Origin of the sequence: Bacillus sp. FJAT-45350 (assembly GCF_002335805.1) — a bacterium.
Classification (GTDB): domain Bacteria; phylum Bacillota; class Bacilli; order Bacillales; family NISU01; genus FJAT-45350.
In genome coordinates, this window is the sequence record NZ_NISU01000002.1 from 215,004 (window position 1) to 232,339 (window position 17,336).

Here is a 17,336-nt window from a genome sequence, read left to right on the forward strand (position 1 = left end):
AACTTTTGTTATACTCCCTTTAAGTATGAGTTATCAAACAGAAAGAGAACTGAGGAGGGAGCCCATGACCGATTACCTTTATCCGCTGGAATATTATCAGTTCTTCGTTAAGTTTAATGAAGGGGATTACTATACATGTCATGATTTACTTGAACATATGTGGTTAGAAGAAAAAGATAACCTTTTTTTGAAAGGGTTATTACAAATGTCTGTTGCTATATACCATTATGAATATGGGAATAGTAAAGGAGCAAGAATTATGATGAATGCTGCCCATACATACCTTCAACCCTACCGCCCATTTCATTGGGGAATTGACTTAGAAGAAGTAAATCAATTTATTGAAATATGCCAGTCAATTATACCACAGGATGTAGATCGAGTTCCATTTGAAGAAGTATCGTCCCTTCCTCCATTACCGTCCATTGTATTAATTTGTGTAGAATAATTTTCGCTACTCGAAATAGTGTCGTGAAAAACGTATAATAGTAAAGAATAAAATAATTATAGAGATAGGAGAATGAAGATGTATAGTGTAAAACAAGGTTCGGAATTATTGTCAAATAAATCTGACGCATTAGTAATTGGTTTATTTGAAAATGAACAATATGAACAATTTGAGGAATTGAACGAAAAATTTGATGGTGGTTTAAAAAGTTTAGTTGAAGACGGTTCAATCAAGACTAAAGCGAAAGAAGTAGCAAGTCTTTTTACATTTGGAAAAATAAATGCAAAAAAGCTATACTTCGTTGGTCTTGGCTCTAAAGAAAAAGTTACAAATGAAATAGTTCGTGAAGCTATTGCAAAAGTATTCAAACAAATACATAAAGAACAACTGACATCAGTGGCAGTCGATATTGATTCATTTTTAAAAGAGGAAGATGCGGCTGAAGAGGTGGCTCATATTCTTTCTGAGGTAATTGGTTTGACATCATATCAAGTAGCAACTTATAAACAAGAGCAAAAGGATACTGAAAGTAAGCTAGAAGCAGTTGAGGTTCTAACAGACTTAGATGTTGAATTGATTGGAGATAGTCTTGAAAGAGGAAGAGTTTATGCAAACGGAACGAATTATGCTAGACATTTAGTTAATACACCGGGTAATAAGCTTACACCAACAGATTTGGCTGAAGAAGCAAAAATTATTGCAGAGCGTCATGGTATGGAAATTTCAGTTTTAGAGAAAAAAGAGATGGAAGAGTTAGGAATGGGTGCGTTATTATCTGTAGCAATGGGTAGTGACCAACCGCCAAAAATGATTGTCCTTAAATATCAAGGAAGAGAAACTTGGGACAATGTATTAGCTTATGTAGGTAAAGGATTAACGTTTGATGCTGGTGGAATATCAATCAAACCAAGCGCAGACATGCACCAAATGAAAATGGATATGGGTGGAGCTGCAGCTGTTCTCGGTGCGATGGATGTCATTGGTGAGCAAAAGCCTGAGGTAAATGTTCTTGCAGTAATTCCATCATCAGAAAACCTACTGAATGGTTCAGCTCTAAAACCTGGAGATGTGATCCATTCATTAAGTGGAAAAACAATTGAGGTACGCAATACAGATGCAGAAGGTCGTTTAATTCTTGCGGACGGAATTACGTATGCAAAGCAATTAGGCGCAGATTACTTAGTTGATGTTGCTACATTAACAGGAGCATGTCTAGTTGCATTTGGCGAACATACAACAGGTTCAGTAACAAATAATGAAGAAATGTTTGAAGAATTGCTATTATCTTCAGCTGATGCAGGGGAACGAGTATGGCGTTTACCAAATGATGATGTCTACAAAGAAATGTTAAAAACAAGTGATGTTGCAGATTTAAATAACTCTCCAGGTAGAATGGCAGGTACAATTACGGCAGGTCTATTCCTAGGCGAATTTGCAGGGGAAACACCTTGGGTACATCTAGACATCGCCGGAACTGCCTGGGCATCACAAGCAACAAGCTTCGGACCAAAAGGCGGAACAGGCTCAATGGTAAGAACACTAGCTAACTTAGCAGAAGAATTTACTTTGCAAAAATAATTATGAATTATGAGTTATAAAGTATGAATGGAAAACCTTATAAAACCTTAACAAACGCTTAGAGACTAAACCCTCTAAGCGTTTGTTTTTTTCAAAGGCTATCTCTGTCATTATCAATTTTCTCGATCAACTATCTACCAATTAATCATTAACCACTAACCATTAACCATTAACCATTAACCATTCGCCCTTCAATTCATAACTCATAACTCATAATTCATAATTAACTACATAGTATGTACACAAGGATAGTTGAAGGATTTGTAATAATATAGGCGTTGAATTGAGGATATGAACAAACAAGGTATGTTATGTAGGGTGAATCGTGTATATACAGGTATATACCTATTTTTCCCTATATACCACGTTTGAGTTGGTAAAAAGATTCCAGTAACATTTATAGTAGGTGATGCTTACATACAAGTTGCTATCGGTTAAGAAAGATAGGGAGGCTATTAAACTTTGAAAACTGTAGGGAAGATCATTCAAAAGATTGATCATTTCATCATGAAAGTGGAGGAATACATCTTAAGTTATGCTGTTATTTTAATAGCTGTTATGGTGGTTGGGAACGTGATTAGCCGAACGATTACAGGATCAAGTTGGACATTCTCCGCTGAAGTAAGCCGATTTGCAGTTATATTGGCAACGTTTATGGGGATTAGTTATGCAGCTAGAAAAGGCCGTCATATAAGTATGTCAGCACTATTTGATACTGTTCCATTTAAATTTCGTAAGGTGCTCGCGATTGTTATTCCAGCCTTTACCTCAATTGTATTATTCTTTCTAACCTACTTAGCGTTCAAGTATCTCATGTCTGTCTATAGTACGGGAAGAGTTACACCGGCTTTACAAGTTCCTGTGTACATTATGACACTCTTTGTCCCAGTTGGATTGTTCTTGGGTGGCTTACAGTTTGTTAGAAATATGTGGATTAACATTAAAGAAAAAGAAGTATATCTTGCTACTGAGAAAAAAGATTATTCATAGCATCTACTAAAATTTTATAGAGAGGAACTAACTATGGTAGCTACTTTATTAACGATTATGGTAGTTTTACTAGCATTAGGTTTTCCAATGATGATCCCGATGATTGTGGGACCATTGGTCTTAGTTATCTTCTTTTTTCCAAACTTAGACCCAATGCTATTAGTCCAACAAATGATGGAGGGCATTTCATCTTACTCTCTACTAGCTGTTCCTCTGTTTATCTTTGCAGCGGATATTATGACGACAGGGAAAACATCCAAGAGGCTATTAGATTTTGTTGGTGCGTTTGTTGGTCATGTTCGTGGGGGATATGCGATAACGACAGCGGCAGCTTGTACGCTATTTGGGTCGATTTCTGGGTCAACGCAAGCGACAGTTGTTGCGATAGGGAAACCGATGCGACAGCGCTTGCTTTCGATAGGGTACAAAGATTCGCACGCGATAGCGCTCATTATTAATGCTAGTGATGTTGCTCTATTGATTCCACCGAGTATAGGTATGATTATCTATGCTTTAGCGACAGGTACGTCCGTTGGTGATTTATTTATTGCAGGAATAGGACCTGGGCTACTGATTTTCTTGTTTTTTGCAATATACAGTTATATCTATGCGAAAATCCATAATATTCCGCTAGGTGAAAAGATAACATGGGGTACACGTCTTAATTTAACAAAAAAAGCCCTTCTACCGCTTGGGTTTCCAGTCATTATTATTGGTGGTATTTATACTGGTATATTTAGCCCGACTGAAGCGGCAGGTATATCGGTATTATATGCCTTAATCTTAGAAGTCTTTATATATCGTTCAATAAAAATCACTGGGATTCCAAAGGTTGCTTTGTCTACTGGTTTGGTAACTTCGGCTGTATTTATTCTAGTATCAGCAGGGCAAGCATTCGCTTATGTTATTCAATATGCGAGAATTCCTCGTATGCTTTCTGAAGCAGTATTAGGCAGTGATCCAACGGCATTACAAATTTTAATTATTGTAGCTATTTTCTTCTTTATTGGTTGTATGTTTGTGGATCCAATCGTTGTTATTTTAATTTTAACGCCGATTTTTTATCCTATTGCAATGCAAGCCGGTGTAGACCCAGTACATCTAGGGGTAGTTATTGTGTTACAAGCAGCGCTTGGTTCAGCAACACCACCATTTGGCGTCGATATATTTACCGCCAGTGCGGTCTTCAATAAATCCTATTTGGATGTTATTAGAGGGACACCGCCTTTTATTGTAATGTTATTGATTGTGTCGATTCTTGTTATCTTATTTGAAGATATTTCAACATTTTTACTTAGGTTTTTATAAACGTTGTTCAATTTCAGATTGTCCAACATCTATAAGTCTTAAAATGGATTTGTTAGTTTCGAGGTTATTCAAATGAACAATCTCTTAACCACATAAAAAAATTGTAGGGGGAATTTGATGTTTTTTAAAAAGAAATCAGCATTACTTAGTGTAGCATTAGGTTCAATGCTAGCATTAAGCGCTTGTGGTAGTGATGAAACAGCCGGTGGATCAGATGGTGTAGATAGTGATCCTGGAGCAGACGCAGGTGGAGAAACTTACGATTGGAGATTTGTAACTGAAGAGTGGCCTGGTCAAGTTCAGTACGTCTATGCTGAAAGATTTGCAGAGAAGTTGCATGAAAAATCTGATGGTCGTATTAATATCGACGTATTTGAGTTTGGTGGTTTAGGTAGTGAAGTTGACCAAGTTGAGATGCTACAAACTGGAGGAGTAGAGCTTGCAATCATTTCTCCTGGGTTTACGGGAACTTTAGTTCCTGAAGCTAATGTCTTCGCTCTTCAATTCTTATTTACTGACGACTTACGCTTAAATCAAGACATACTTAACAGTAGTGAAGCGATTAATACACATTTAGCTGCGAAGTATGAAGAACAAAACATTTTACCATTATCATTCTGGCATGAAGGTGCTATGCAATGGACGGGAAGTAATGAATTACGTTCACCTGAAGATTTCAATGGCTTCAAAATGAGAACACAAGAGTCTCCATTTATTTTACGTTCATATGAGGCGTATGGAGCTGACCCAACACCATTATCTTGGGGAGAACTATACACTGGCTTAGACACCGGACTTGTTGACGGACAGGAAAACCCAATCTTCTTTATTGAAGATGCTAACTTTCATGAAGTACAAGATCATATGACGTTATCGAATCACAATATTTATGTAACAATGACAACAGTTAACCCTGACTTCTTTAACGGTTTACCAGGAGATATTCAGGATATGATTTTAGAAACTGTTGAAGAAATGAGAGACGTAGCTTACGAGATTCAAGAAGAACAAAATGAGGCTTTACTTGCTTCAATTGAAAATGATACAGATAATCCAACAACTATCATTGAGTTAACAGAAGATGAAAGAAATGCATTTAGAGAAAGAGCAATGCCAGTACGTGATTTCTTTGTGGATGAAGTTGGAGCAGATGGTCAAATGATACTTGAAATGCTACAAGCAGAAATTGAAGAAGCACAAAACTAAACAATTACCAAAAAAACACCTTGTATTCTAAATGAATGTAAGGTGTTTTTTTGGTTTTATTTAATCAGAAAGTTTCCTATATTAAAAAAATGATTAATTGACAAGAAAACTTTTTCATGATAGTTTATTAATGTTTTAGTGTATTAGCAATTTAATAAGATAAAGGATTTTAGGGGGATTTTACATGAATGCGGTACTTATTGCAGTAACGGTTATGCTTGTCTTAAGTCTAGTTCGTGTCCACGTTGTGCTTGCGTTAGTGATTGGAGCGCTTGTAGGTGGATTATTAGGCGGACTAGGAATTGAAACGACTATTGACGTCTTTACCAATGGTCTTGGAGGAAGTGCTTCTGTTGCACTAAGTTATGCAATGCTAGGTGGTTTCGCAGTTGCGATTGCTAAGACTGGATTACCAGATTTAATGGTACAACTTGCTCTTCGTCTAGTTGGAAGAGAAGGTGATTCAAAGAAAAAAGCATTATCAAAGGTTCTTATATTTTTTGTTATTCTATTAATCTCTTGTTTCTCTCAAAATATTATTCCAATACACATCGCCTTTATTCCGATTTTAATTCCACCAATTCTAAAGGTGTTGAATGAATTAGGAATAGACCGTCGTGCAATGGCGACAATTATTACGTTTGGTTTAACAGCACCTTATATTTTATTACCTTTTGGTTTTGGGGCAATTTTTCATGATATTGTGGAGAGCAATATTGCTGAAAGTGGTCTTGTTATTGAAAGGGGAGATATTTTTACTGCGTTATTGCTTCCAACGGCAGGTTTGGTGTTTGGACTATTAGTTGCAGTATTCATCACGTACCGAAAACCGAGAAGTTATAATCAGATTGATATTTCTACAGAGGGTGAAAAATCTCAGTCATATAGCAAGATGTCAATTACGTTTTCTCTAGTTGCGATACTTATGTCATTAGTTGTTCAATTTCAAACGAATTCGATGATTATCTCGGCTTTATCTGGTATTGTTATTCTCTTTGTATACTTGATTATTACGAAGCAGTGGAGAGAATCGGATGTAGTCTTAACAGATGGGATGAAAATGATGGCCTTCATCGGTTTTGTTATGATTGCTGCCTCTGGATTTGCAGCTGTTATAAGAGAAACTGGGCATGTTGATTTGTTAGTAGAGCAATCGGTTGCAGTTATTGGAGACAATAGAGGCTTAGCTGCATTTCTAATGTTGCTCGTAGGTTTATTTATAACGATGGGAATTGGTTCTTCGTTTTCAACAATCCCGATTATAGCGACGCTCTTTGTTCCGTTAGGTCTAGCGGTTGGGTTTGGGCCATTATCGATTATTGCTCTAATTGGAACTGCTGGAGCATTAGGAGATGCAGGTGCGCCAGCTTCTGATAGTACACTAGGACCTACAGCAGGTTTAAATGCTGACGGACAGCATGATCATATTTGGGATACGTGTGTACCGACATTTATTCACTTTAACATTCCGTTACTTGTATTTGGTTGGGTAGCGGCGATGATTCTATAATAGGATAAGAAATGATGCAGACTAATTATCCAGATTGGTCTGCTTTCTTTTTTAAGGGAGTCCCCTCATAGTTACTATTATTTATTTACCTTCTTTTATAATCTCTCTTGATTTTCGTTTAAGTCGTTTAAGTGAGTTTATAATGAGTTTTTTTAAATCCGTGCCATCCTTTACACGTTCATAGTTCATTTCAAAATCATATGCAGTACAGATATATTGCTCCCTATTATTGTCAGTGATTAGATAATCGCCAGGGTTCCCCTTAACTTCCCCTTCTATTGTTTCAAGTGTAATCGTTCGGGTGATTTTCACTGCTTCGACGACAATTGGTTTTCTTCGATATCTAGCCATACTCTCCACCTCCTTTTGAAGTTGAGCCTTATCGTAGTCCACTATTATTGTACTCAAGCGTTGTGAATGCCGTGACATAGTCGTACATGTTTGGGCAAAGGCGAATGTGGAGGTGGAGGTGGCTTAATGAGGGAACTGTCTCAAGTGTAGTGAATTCATGGGCAATGGCTCCGTACGATACTCGTCCTACGGTTAGTGGGCTTATCCATAGCAGGATTTGCAACGTGTGGAGCCATTACTTCTTCTTAAATACTCTATCTTGGACTTTTTCAGTGCTCTCTTGGAATACCTTCTTTCCTTCTCTTCAAAAGGTTATAGCTAGTAAAGAGACTTTTTTAGTGAACGGTATTATTACTTACAGTAGGTTTTAATTGATTATAGAGCACTTCTGGTATTAAGGTTGTGTCTGTTTGTATATTTTCATGTTCGTATCCCTTATAAGATAAAGCAGACTGACCGTTCAGAAATATATCTACTTTTAAAAGTTGTTCGTCGTTTGCACCCTTTGTTTCAAGCATGAACATAACTGGTCCAAACGAAAGTTGATATGTGTTAAATTGTAGACCTAATAGTATTTGTTTTGTATGCCTTGTGTTTTTATTTGCAATAATGAGGTGACTTAGTTCATTGAATGATATTTCTCTTTTTTCTTGATGTTCTTCTGAATGATGAAATAGGTCTGATATGTTGTGTGTAATTTTTTTAGAAATTGATTGTATTTGGTCGATAAAGTTATACATAGTTGCCTCCTTTACTTCTCCATTTAAAGTTTACCCACATTTAGGGAAAATTAATTGAAGTTATAATAAAAGTGCACGAGTTAAGAACTTTCTTGACAAAAATAAACAATAACTTTGAAACTTTTTCTTATATAAAACGTCTATTATATTAAGAGTCAAATTTGTGAGAGGGCGGTGTCATGTATAAAGGAGGATTAATTTTTCTAGTGTGTGCATTAGTGATGACGGGGTGTCAATCAAAAGAACAAGTGAACGAGCAGCAGGTATTGAATGACTTTTATCGTTTAGTTAGTTCAGTTAATGAGTTGTTTGGTCACTTTTCAATATCTGATGAGCACTACGTGAATGGCCAGTATCAAACTATTGAAGATGTAGCTGAGTTATTAGGGGAATGGGTAACTGATGATGGTTTGGAAACAATAATTTCTCAAATTTTTGAAGAGGATGAGGGTAAACTTATCTATAAGGAAAGGTATCGAGAATACATCGAGGAATCGAATATATTGACAATGTCTCCGAACAATACGAGAAATTATTATGAAGTCGTTAGAGAGACAATCCTAAACCCGGGTCTTCAGCTCGTGCCATTTTCTCAACTACTGATTGTTGAAGATAACGATGAGGTTATATTAGCTGGAAGTCAATTGCCGGTTGTTTTTTATGAAGAAGAAATTTATCAACGTCAGGAACAGTATTTACGCTATGGGTATCCTCCTAATGATGTACTATCAGTTACATTTTCCTTTAAGGAAGAGGATGGAATTTTTAAAATGGATAATTATGAAGTAAGTAAAGGATAGATGAAAAAATCCGGGAAACCCGGATTTTTTGTCTATCTTTATAATATTAAGAAGCTACTTGGCTATTTGTTGTAATAGCTCCTCTTGATTTCTTAACAACCTTATACACACGTTCAGATATAATTGCTGCAAAAATAGTTAGAATAAGATCCTTAATCCCAGGGGCAATCATCCAAGTCCATGCCATCCCATATGTGAAACCTTCTGGTGCTGCTGCGATTGTCTTGTATGCAAAGTACATGTAGTTTGTACCAAGTGCATATGTAACAAATAAACCTGCGAATGAGGCAATAAAGAATGTTGAAAGTGTTGGCTTATTACTGTTTTCGATGATTTTACCAGTCACATAGGCTACAAGTATAAATGATAGAAGGAATCCAAATGTAGGGCTGACGAAGGTAGAAAATCCACCGCTAAATCTAGCGAAAATTGGAGCCCCTACTAGACCGACCATTAAGTATACAATCATGGCAGTTGCTCCTAGACGACTACCTAGTAATGCACCGGCTAAAATAGCGAAAAGGGCTTGTAAGGTTATTGGTACACCGCCAATAACTAAATATGTAGCAATGTTTGCTCCGATAGCCATTAATGCAACAAATAATGGGATCATAACTAAATCGATTGTTTCGTATCGTTTCTTTGTCGACATATTGAATGTTCACCTCTTATTATTATTTGGTTAACAATATAATAATGGAACTAAAACTAGAATGTCAACCTGTTATGGATAAAAGTTTACTAACATCTATAAAATTAAATAGTTTTTAATTGTATTAGGCACATAATTTGCATAAGGTAATGATAGGATTCTAATATTGTTTTTAATTTATATGGGTATTTACTGAGAGAAGGGGGGAGTTTATGATGAATCGACCAGCTGGATTCTGGATTCGCCTAGGTGCAATTATCCTAGATGGACTTATCTTAGCGATTGTTTTTATTCCTCTTGCAATCGTACTAGGTTTTAATTCGGACCAATCTGAAGTGTTTCAATCACTAGTTGAGCTAGTCTATAGTATTCTTTTACCAGTAACGTGGGTAGGGTATACGATTGGTAAACGGATATGCGGAGTGCGGATTGTGAAAGTAAACGGAGAAAATGTTGGTATTGGTACGATGCTATTACGTGAGGTAGTAGGGCGCTTAGTTTATATTTTAACGTTAGGTATTGGAATTATCGTTAGTGCCTTTATGGTTGGTCTAAGGCAAGACAAACGAGCAATTCATGATCTAATTGCGGGAACTTATGTTACGTATGAAGCGCCGGAAGAGACGAACCCTTATTAATCGTCACAATGATAACAAATAAGAAGAGAAGGTGCATCAATGGTTAAACATTTGATGCGTCTTTTTTTATTTTAGTTGCACCATTAATCAAACGTTTAATTAAACTGAAATTAGGAATAGTAATAGTAAGATTTCGACTAGAAAAATGAGTAATCGACTTTTTCAACATTCCCTTAAAGAACTCTTTACATACAAGTTAATAAGGACTACGCTAGTTAATAAAGTGTTTTTTTAGCTATTAAAGCAAGGAGAAGATTAGATGACGAAAAAAATTAAGATTGTTACAGATTCTACAGTTGACCTTCCGCAAGAAATTATAAACCAATTTGGGATAACAGTTGTTCCTTTAACGATAACGATTGATGGAACATCTTATTTAGATCAAGTTGAGTTAGGCTCTCATGAATTTATCGCTAAATTAAAGGCGAGTAAAGAGTTACCGAAAACGTCTCAACCATCTGCGGGTTCTTTTGCGGAAGTATATGAGAAATTAGGTGAGGATGGAAGTGAAATCCTTTCTATTCATATAACTGAAGGAATGAGTGGAACAGCATCGTCAGCAAGAGCGGCAGCTGAGATGGTTGAAGCTGATGTGACAGTTGTTAATTCACGTTTTATTTCTTTCGCCTGTGCATTTCAAGTATTAGAGGCAGCAAAAATGGCAGAGAACGGTAGTACAATGGAAGAGATAGTAGCTCGACTTGACGAAATTCGTTCCAACACTACCTTATATATTATGGTAGATACACTTGAGTATTTAATTAAAGGTGGACGAATTGGAAAAATGCAGGCGTTACTAGGCTCATTATTAAAGATTAAGCCGGTTGCAGCTATGCCTGATGGAGCGTTAGTATCTGCAACAAAAGTACGTACACATTCACAGCTTGTTAAATTCTATTTAAATCAATTACTGGAAGATGCAAAAGGCAAAACGATAAAAGGGATTGGTATTGCACATGCAGATTCCAAAGAGTTATCTGAAAAAATTAAAGCTGAAATAGAAGAGCAAACTGGATTTACTGAAACGATGATTGTAGATACAACACCGGTCATCAGTGCCCATGCAGGACCTGGTGCGGTTGCATTAATGTATTATGCAGAATAATAAGGAGACGTTCTAATTGGACAGAGACGTAGCATTCGAAGTAGTAGTAGGAAGTCAAAACTATAATCTCCAAGATGAACACTCAGATAAAGATTATAAGCGGTTTCTTTTACCGACCTTTCAAGACTTATATGATCAAAAATACTATAAGAGTTCTATGACGAGTAGTGAAATGGATATTGAAATACATGATATACGAAAGCTAGACCTCTTATTTTGGAAAGCGAATGTTAATTTTTTAGAGGTGCTCTTCTCGGAGGAGATTGTATTTCCTAATGACAAAGAATACTACCTTGCTATTTCTAAAAATATCAGTGAATTATTTTCTCTTAAAAATGAAATTTCGATTATGAACTTGCCTTATTTATACCATGCTTGCTTTGGGATGTATGAAACAAAGAAAAAGCAGCTACAACGTGATGTGGAACAAGGGCTAAAATCATCTGCAAGTAAGCACATGTTGACAAGTTATCGGATATTGGACTTTCTCACTCGGTTTGCAGATAATGACTTTAGTAACTTCAAACAAGCGATTTATTACCATGATAATGAGCGGAAAGAGCTATTACAGTTTAAGAATGAACCGTTTGTGATGGAACAGTGGGAGAATAGAATTAAGCTGAAATACAAAGAGACAGCCCAATTAAGAGCTACTTACTTATCCCATTCTCCAAACGAACAAACAAGAAAAAAAGTGAAGTGCTTGCTTTATAGTATTGTTTACAATTATACAAGGTATCAATTAAACAGGCGTTAACCATATGATGACATATGGTTAACGCCTGTTTTTAGGTTAGATTTGAAACTTGATTAGAAGGACAATCCTTCACGCAATCTTCAAGAAACTAAACTCTTCAGTTTCTATTTTACAGCTTCTTTTAGTTGTTTTCCTGGTTTGAATGCAGGCGTTTTACTTGCTGCGATATCGATTTCTTCACCAGTTTGTGGATTTCTTCCTTTTCTAGCAGCTCTCTCACGTACTTCAAAGTTTCCGAATCCGATTAATTGTATTGTTTCACCTTTTGCTAGAGTATCTGAAATCGTTTCAAAAATGGCGTTTACTGCACTTGTAGCATCCTTCTTTGAAAGCTCTGAACGTTCTGCAACCTCGTTTACTAGTTCCGTTTTATTCATAAATAAACCCTCCCGTTAAAATCTACTATTTTATTATTGCTGCTAACATGTTTTCCTAATTCTCTCTTTTTATACATGAAAAATCAACTTTTTTCTATTCAAAATCAAATATTTGTTACTAATGTATGAAAAATGATGTTATTTAGCGATGGTTTTGAAAAAGTCTAAAGTAGATAAACTAAGGTCAATGAAATGAAAAAGTAAATCATGATTTCTTATTTTGCTACCTTATGCTTTATATTGTGTATTGTAGCATTTATTTCTCCACCGATGACAAGAATAAGTCCACTTAAGAAGAACCAAAGCATTAAGATGATTACCCCACCAAGACTTCCGTATGTAGCAGAAAAGTTGCCGAAGTTTGTTACGAACGTAGAAAATGCTAGAGAAATTAATTGCCAGCTAATCGTAGCGAAAACTGCACCGAATATAACATAACGAAATGGTAGCTTTTTGGCTGGTGCGATGTAATAAATCACCATTAAGACCGCTGACATAATCCCGATTCCAATGATCCAACGAAGTCGGTTTAATGCTGTGAAAGTACCATCAGGTATTTGTAACAACTGGTCAATACCCTCTAATATTAATCGGCCGAACACAGGTAAAAGTAGCGTGACGATAAATACTATAAGCATTCCTAATGTCATAATAATAGACATAACTCTTACTTTAACAAATGAACGGGTTTCATCAACGTTATGAGCTTTGTTAAGAGCTCGTATTAATGCATTCATTCCGTTCGAAGCGGACCATATCGTAGCAAGTATACCAAAAGAGAGTAATCCACCTTGAGGTTCACTGACAACTTCCAAGATAGTAACAGTGAACAAGTCACCTAATTCACCAGGGATATAATCCTCGATAAAATGATAGATTTGTTCTGTGTCAATGGGTAAATATGGCATAAGTGCTAGTAAAAAAATAAGTAACGGAAAGATAGACAACATGAAATAAAACGCGAGAGTTGCTGCCCAATCTTGGACTGGGTCTTTTTTGAGTTGCTCAATAAATTCCTTTGTGAAGAGGGAGCTTGTTTTACTTTTTACCATAGGTTTCATCCTTCTGAAATATTTTAATATGTCATTCTTGTTTTCATCTTACTATATATTCCCAACAAGGTAGAGGGATAAACAATAATTTGGTAGGAGATATTTATCGAAATTATTCTATGCATAGTGGTATTATTAGTATGAGAGGTGAAATCAATGAATAGGTCAAAAATTTTATTACAGACTTCTGCAATTTATGCAGTAATTGGTGTATTTCTAGGGGGGCATATGGCAGGTGCTGGCTCCTATTTATTCCGAGCAATCCATGCTCATATTCTAGTAGTAGGGTGGCTTTCCTTGTTTGCTTTTGCTATTTTCTATAGTCTTTATTACATCCCGAAAAGTTCAATTCTAGCAAAAGTTCATGTATGGACTTCATTTATAGGGACACTAGGGTTTATTGCCGGAATGTGGGCTTATTATTTTAAGCCTGAATTTTTATCTGAGGTTGCTCAGCTAGTGTTTTTTATTGCTGGAGGAACAATACTAATGATAGGTTTCTTTGCATTTGCGATATTAGTATTTGTACATGGGCGAGCAATTACAGACAAAGAAGAAGCGTAAATCTGAGACTGCTGATAAGGTTCAATATAGTGGATTCAGGAAAAGGCTGCTGGAAAAGTGGAAAGACACACTTTTTCAGCAGCCTTAGTAAATCTACGTTTCTTTTTTGTCTTGAGAAAATCCTATTATCATATTAAAAAAAATGGAGGAGATAGCATTTGAATACATATCGCGCCAAAGAATCGAAAACGTTGTGGGTTATTTTACTAGTTGTCGCGACGTTAAACCTTCTCTTCTTAGACCAACATTTTTCGTACTTTCCTTATTTATTTATCATTTTGATACTTTTAGCGATATTCTTAAATTATGAGCTAATTATTGATAAAGGAAAATTAACATACAAAATTAAAATTTTCAATATTACTCTTCAAAACAAAACAATAACACCAGACAAGATTAAGGAATGTTACTTCATTAAAGTTGGAGAAAAGATAAATGTGTTAATCAAAGTCAAAGAAGGTTTTCGTTGGAGGTTAACTGGATTTACACCAGAGAGTTATCACGCTGATTTGTATGAATTTATGAGAGAAAATAATGTAGACATCCAAACGGTAAATGGTTATTCAAAGGACCAATAGGATATATGAATAACGAAATAAGTGAAATTTTATGTATTCTAATTTTTCAGTCATTTTAATAGACATATCCTAACATTATCACGTATACTCTTTACTATAGTACTGGGATAAACAGATAAGAAGGAGTGGTCTTAAGATGCCGACAGTTGAAAGTTTTGAACTTGACCATACAATAGTAAAAGCACCCTTTGTACGTCATTGTGGTACACATTTAGTTGGAAAAGATGGACAGGTAAATAAGTTTGATGTTAGATTTTGTCAGCCGAATAAGCAAGCGATGAAGCCTGATGTTATTCATACACTTGAACATTTATTAGCTTTAAATTTGCGTCGTTACGTAGAAGACTATGACCATTTCGATATCATTGACCTTTCACCAATGGGGTGTCAAACAGGATTTTATTTAATTGTTAGTGGTAATCCTACTGTAGAAAATATCATTGACCTTCTTGAAAAAACAATGAATTATTCGATTGAATTAGAGGAAGTTCCGGCAGCTACAGAAAAGCAATGTGGTCAAGCTAAGCTACATGATTTAGAAGGTGCAAAACGTTTAATGAATTTCTGGTTATCGCAAGAAAAAGCCTCATTAAGTAAAGTATTTGAATAAAAGATGAACCGAGCTTATGGATAGTAGGCTCGGTTTTTTATGTTTTAAGTTATAACTTTTTATTGTAATTGAGTTAGAGAATTTCTTAGTGGATACTTCTGAATTTTTAAAAATTAACGACATGTTCAGAATGGAATATGATATTATATACTACAAGTGTTTAGTAAATAACTGTACACTCATTACATAATTGAATGAACATAATGAAAGGGGTCATTTACAATGGATAATAAAGATGTAGAAGTCTTACATATAATAGAGGAAAATGGAAGAATTGCTATAGAGTCGCTAGCCAAGATGGTTGACCTTTCAGTAGAGGAAACAAAACTAATCTTAAAAGAGCTTGAAGATAATAAAGTCATCCTAAGTTACTCTGCAGTAATTGATTGGAGTAAGGTAAATGAAAACGAAGGTGTGACAGCGATGATTGATGTCAAAGTAACCCCACAACGTGGCGTTGGTTTTGATGATATTGCTGAGAGAATTTACCGATTCCCTGAAGTGAAGGCATTGTATTTAATGTCAGGAGCATATGACTTATCGGTAGTAATTGAAGGGAAATCAATGTCTGAAATAGCAAGATTTGTTTCAGATAAATTATCAACTCTTGATTCTGTTCTATCGACAACTACACATTTCCAATTGAAAAAATATAAGCATGATGGTGTTGTGTTTGAAGACGGAGAAGAGGATAAAAGGATTGTGGTGTCACCATGACAAACTCTTTAAAAATGAATCAACGTCTATCAAATCGTGTTCAATCAATTAAACCATCGGGTATTCGTCGTTTTTTTGATTTAGCCTCTACGATGGATAACATCATATCCCTAGGTGTTGGGGAACCAGACTTTGTTACTCCTTGGAATGTTCGAGAGGCAAGTATTGCATCTATGGAACAAGGATATACTGCATATACGGCGAACGCAGGTATTATTGAACTACGTGAAGAAATTTCAAGATACATGTATGAACGTTTTCACGTGAACTATAATCCGCACGACGAAGTGTTGGTTACAGTTGGCGCAAGCGAAGCAATTGACCTTGCAATACGTGCGATTATTAATCCTGGAGATGAAGTAATTGTTGTAGAACCTAGCTTCGTTTCTTACGCACCGGTCGTTTCATTAGCGGGTGGCGTTCCTGTACCTATTGGAACAAGTAAGGAAAATGATTTCAAATTAACTCCTGCTCAAATAGAAAAAGTAATTACTGATAAGACAAAAGCAATTATGCTTTGTTTTCCGAATAATCCAACAGGGTCTGTTATGACGAAAGAAGAGCTTGAAACAATTGCGAAGGTAGTAGAGAAATATGACTTACTTGTCCTTTCTGATGAAATCTACGCAGAGCTTTCTTATGACCATGAGCATCACTGTTTTTCAAGAATTGAAGGTATGAGAGAGCGTACGGTCATTATTTCCGGTTTTTCAAAAGCTTTTGCGATGACTGGCTGGAGACTTGGATATGCAACTGGTCCGGAGGATATCATTTCAGCAATGTTAAAAATCCATCAATACACAATGATGTGTGCTTCAACACAAGCTCAATTCGGAGCATTGGAAGCATTACGTTCAGGGTTAGATGATGTTAATAAAATGGTACAGTCCTACCGCCAGCGTCGTAATTTTATTGTAAAATCATTTGCTGAAATCGGTATGCCTTGTCATACACCTGGCGGAGCATTCTATGCGTTCCCATCTATTTCTGAAACAGGATTTACATCTGAACAATTTGCTGAGAAACTTTTAATGGAAGAACGAGTGGCAGTTGTACCAGGAAATGTGTTTGGGGCAGGTGGAGAAGGTCATATTCGCTGTTCGTATGCAACTTCAATGGATAACTTAGAAGAAGCGGTCAAAAGAATTCAACGCTTTCTTAAAAAGGCTAAGCAAGTATAATCTTGCTTAGCTTTTTTTTATGGTTAATGGCTAAATAGAAGGGAAATTATGAATTATGAATGGGAGGCTTAAAATTGACAATTAATTAGTAGCAATTAAATTAAATAAAGATGTTTGTTTCTACGAAAAAAAAAGACAAAGCTTTACTGGCTTTGTCTCAAAAAGGGGGAATAC

Annotated in this window: 20 protein-coding genes; 15 read left to right on the forward strand and 5 right to left on the reverse strand. The window is 35.8% G+C overall.

Going from position 1 to position 17,336, the window contains the following annotated elements; genetic code table 11:
- Positions 1-64: 64 nt before the first annotated feature.
- The 6 genes from CD003_RS17625 to CD003_RS17650 all read left to right on the forward strand — a co-directional run bounded on the left by CD003_RS17625 (position 65) and on the right by CD003_RS17650 (position 7,040).
- On the forward strand, positions 65-448 hold the full coding sequence (locus CD003_RS17625; RefSeq protein WP_096202559.1) for a DUF309 domain-containing protein: 384 nt from the start codon (positions 65-67) through the stop codon (positions 446-448).
- A 78-nt stretch (positions 449-526) separates the two neighbouring features.
- Positions 527-2,026: a leucyl aminopeptidase gene (locus tag CD003_RS17630; protein WP_096202560.1), complete on the forward strand. Its 1,500-nt coding sequence runs from the start codon at positions 527-529 to the stop codon at positions 2,024-2,026.
- A 462-nt stretch (positions 2,027-2,488) separates the two neighbouring features.
- The gene (locus CD003_RS17635) at positions 2,489-3,016 is read left to right on the forward strand and encodes a TRAP transporter small permease (RefSeq protein WP_257008378.1); all 528 of its coding nucleotides are present in this window, start codon (positions 2,489-2,491) and stop codon (positions 3,014-3,016) included.
- A 33-nt stretch (positions 3,017-3,049) separates the two neighbouring features.
- Positions 3,050-4,324 (forward strand): TRAP transporter large permease, encoded by a 1,275-nt coding sequence (locus tag CD003_RS17640; RefSeq protein WP_096202561.1) that lies wholly within the window; start codon positions 3,050-3,052, stop codon positions 4,322-4,324.
- 117 nt (positions 4,325-4,441) lie between these two features.
- The gene (locus CD003_RS17645; RefSeq protein WP_096202562.1) at positions 4,442-5,530 is read left to right on the forward strand and encodes a TRAP transporter substrate-binding protein; all 1,089 of its coding nucleotides are present in this window, start codon (positions 4,442-4,444) and stop codon (positions 5,528-5,530) included.
- A gap of 184 nt (positions 5,531-5,714) precedes the next feature.
- Positions 5,715-7,040, forward strand: coding sequence for a Na+/H+ antiporter family protein (locus CD003_RS17650; RefSeq protein WP_096202563.1), 1,326 nt, complete (start codon positions 5,715-5,717; stop codon positions 7,038-7,040).
- A gap of 81 nt (positions 7,041-7,121) precedes the next feature.
- On the opposite strand, the gene CD003_RS17655 is transcribed toward CD003_RS17650, so the two are convergent.
- The gene (locus CD003_RS17655; RefSeq protein ID WP_096202564.1) at positions 7,122-7,391 is read right to left on the reverse strand and encodes a hypothetical protein; all 270 of its coding nucleotides are present in this window, start codon (positions 7,389-7,391) and stop codon (positions 7,122-7,124) included.
- Between the two features lie 335 nt (positions 7,392-7,726).
- Complete coding sequence (locus CD003_RS17660; protein ID WP_096202565.1) at positions 7,727-8,131, reverse strand: hypothetical protein; 405 nt, start codon at positions 8,129-8,131, stop codon at positions 7,727-7,729.
- 179 nt (positions 8,132-8,310) lie between these two features.
- On the opposite strand from CD003_RS17660, the gene CD003_RS17665 reads away from it, so the two are divergent.
- Entirely contained in the window at positions 8,311-8,931 is a 621-nt protein-coding gene (locus CD003_RS17665; protein WP_096202566.1) for a hypothetical protein, read from the forward strand.
- Positions 8,932-8,977: 46 nt separating this feature from the next.
- Here CD003_RS17665 and CD003_RS17670 read toward each other — a convergent pair whose 3' ends face one another.
- Positions 8,978-9,583 (reverse strand): biotin transporter BioY, encoded by a 606-nt coding sequence (locus tag CD003_RS17670; protein ID WP_096202567.1) that lies wholly within the window; start codon positions 9,581-9,583, stop codon positions 8,978-8,980.
- Between the two features lie 212 nt (positions 9,584-9,795).
- On the opposite strand from CD003_RS17670, the gene CD003_RS17675 reads away from it, so the two are divergent.
- From CD003_RS17675 to CD003_RS17685, 3 genes are all read left to right on the forward strand, one after another.
- Positions 9,796-10,221, forward strand: coding sequence for an RDD family protein (locus CD003_RS17675; RefSeq protein WP_373558578.1), 426 nt, complete (start codon positions 9,796-9,798; stop codon positions 10,219-10,221).
- Positions 10,222-10,480: 259 nt separating this feature from the next.
- Positions 10,481-11,326 (forward strand): DegV family protein, encoded by an 846-nt coding sequence (locus tag CD003_RS17680; RefSeq protein ID WP_096202568.1) that lies wholly within the window; start codon positions 10,481-10,483, stop codon positions 11,324-11,326.
- Between the two features lie 16 nt (positions 11,327-11,342).
- Positions 11,343-12,083, forward strand: a complete 741-nt coding sequence (locus tag CD003_RS17685; RefSeq protein WP_096202569.1) for a DNA polymerase beta superfamily protein — start codon at positions 11,343-11,345, stop codon at positions 12,081-12,083.
- A 104-nt stretch (positions 12,084-12,187) separates the two neighbouring features.
- Here the strand turns inward: CD003_RS17685 and CD003_RS17690 are convergent, their stop codons facing one another.
- Together CD003_RS17690 and CD003_RS17695 are read right to left on the reverse strand one after the other, a co-directional pair.
- Positions 12,188-12,460, reverse strand: a complete 273-nt coding sequence (locus CD003_RS17690; protein WP_096202570.1) for an HU family DNA-binding protein — start codon at positions 12,458-12,460, stop codon at positions 12,188-12,190.
- A 215-nt stretch (positions 12,461-12,675) separates the two neighbouring features.
- Positions 12,676-13,512 (reverse strand): YihY/virulence factor BrkB family protein, encoded by an 837-nt coding sequence (locus CD003_RS17695; protein WP_096202571.1) that lies wholly within the window; start codon positions 13,510-13,512, stop codon positions 12,676-12,678.
- 156 nt (positions 13,513-13,668) lie between these two features.
- Here CD003_RS17695 and CD003_RS17700 point away from each other — a divergent pair, with 156 nt between their 5' ends.
- From CD003_RS17700 to CD003_RS17720, 5 genes are all read left to right on the forward strand, one after another.
- Positions 13,669-14,076 (forward strand): hypothetical protein, encoded by a 408-nt coding sequence (locus tag CD003_RS17700; protein WP_096202572.1) that lies wholly within the window; start codon positions 13,669-13,671, stop codon positions 14,074-14,076.
- Between the two features lie 158 nt (positions 14,077-14,234).
- Positions 14,235-14,654 carry a hypothetical protein gene (locus CD003_RS17705; RefSeq protein ID WP_096202573.1) on the forward strand — a complete coding sequence of 140 codons (420 nt, stop codon included), beginning with the start codon at positions 14,235-14,237 and terminating at the stop codon, positions 14,652-14,654.
- A gap of 136 nt (positions 14,655-14,790) precedes the next feature.
- A complete protein-coding gene (locus CD003_RS17710; RefSeq protein WP_096202574.1) occupies positions 14,791-15,264 on the forward strand; it encodes an S-ribosylhomocysteine lyase in 474 nt (157 codons plus the stop codon).
- A 222-nt stretch (positions 15,265-15,486) separates the two neighbouring features.
- On the forward strand, positions 15,487-15,981 hold the full coding sequence (locus CD003_RS17715; protein WP_096202575.1) for an Lrp/AsnC family transcriptional regulator: 495 nt from the start codon (positions 15,487-15,489) through the stop codon (positions 15,979-15,981).
- Entirely contained in the window at positions 15,978-17,162 is a 1,185-nt protein-coding gene (locus CD003_RS17720) for an aminotransferase (RefSeq protein WP_096202576.1), read from the forward strand. Before CD003_RS17715 ends, CD003_RS17720 begins: the two co-directional genes overlap by 4 nt.
- Positions 17,163-17,336: the final 174 nt, after the last annotated feature.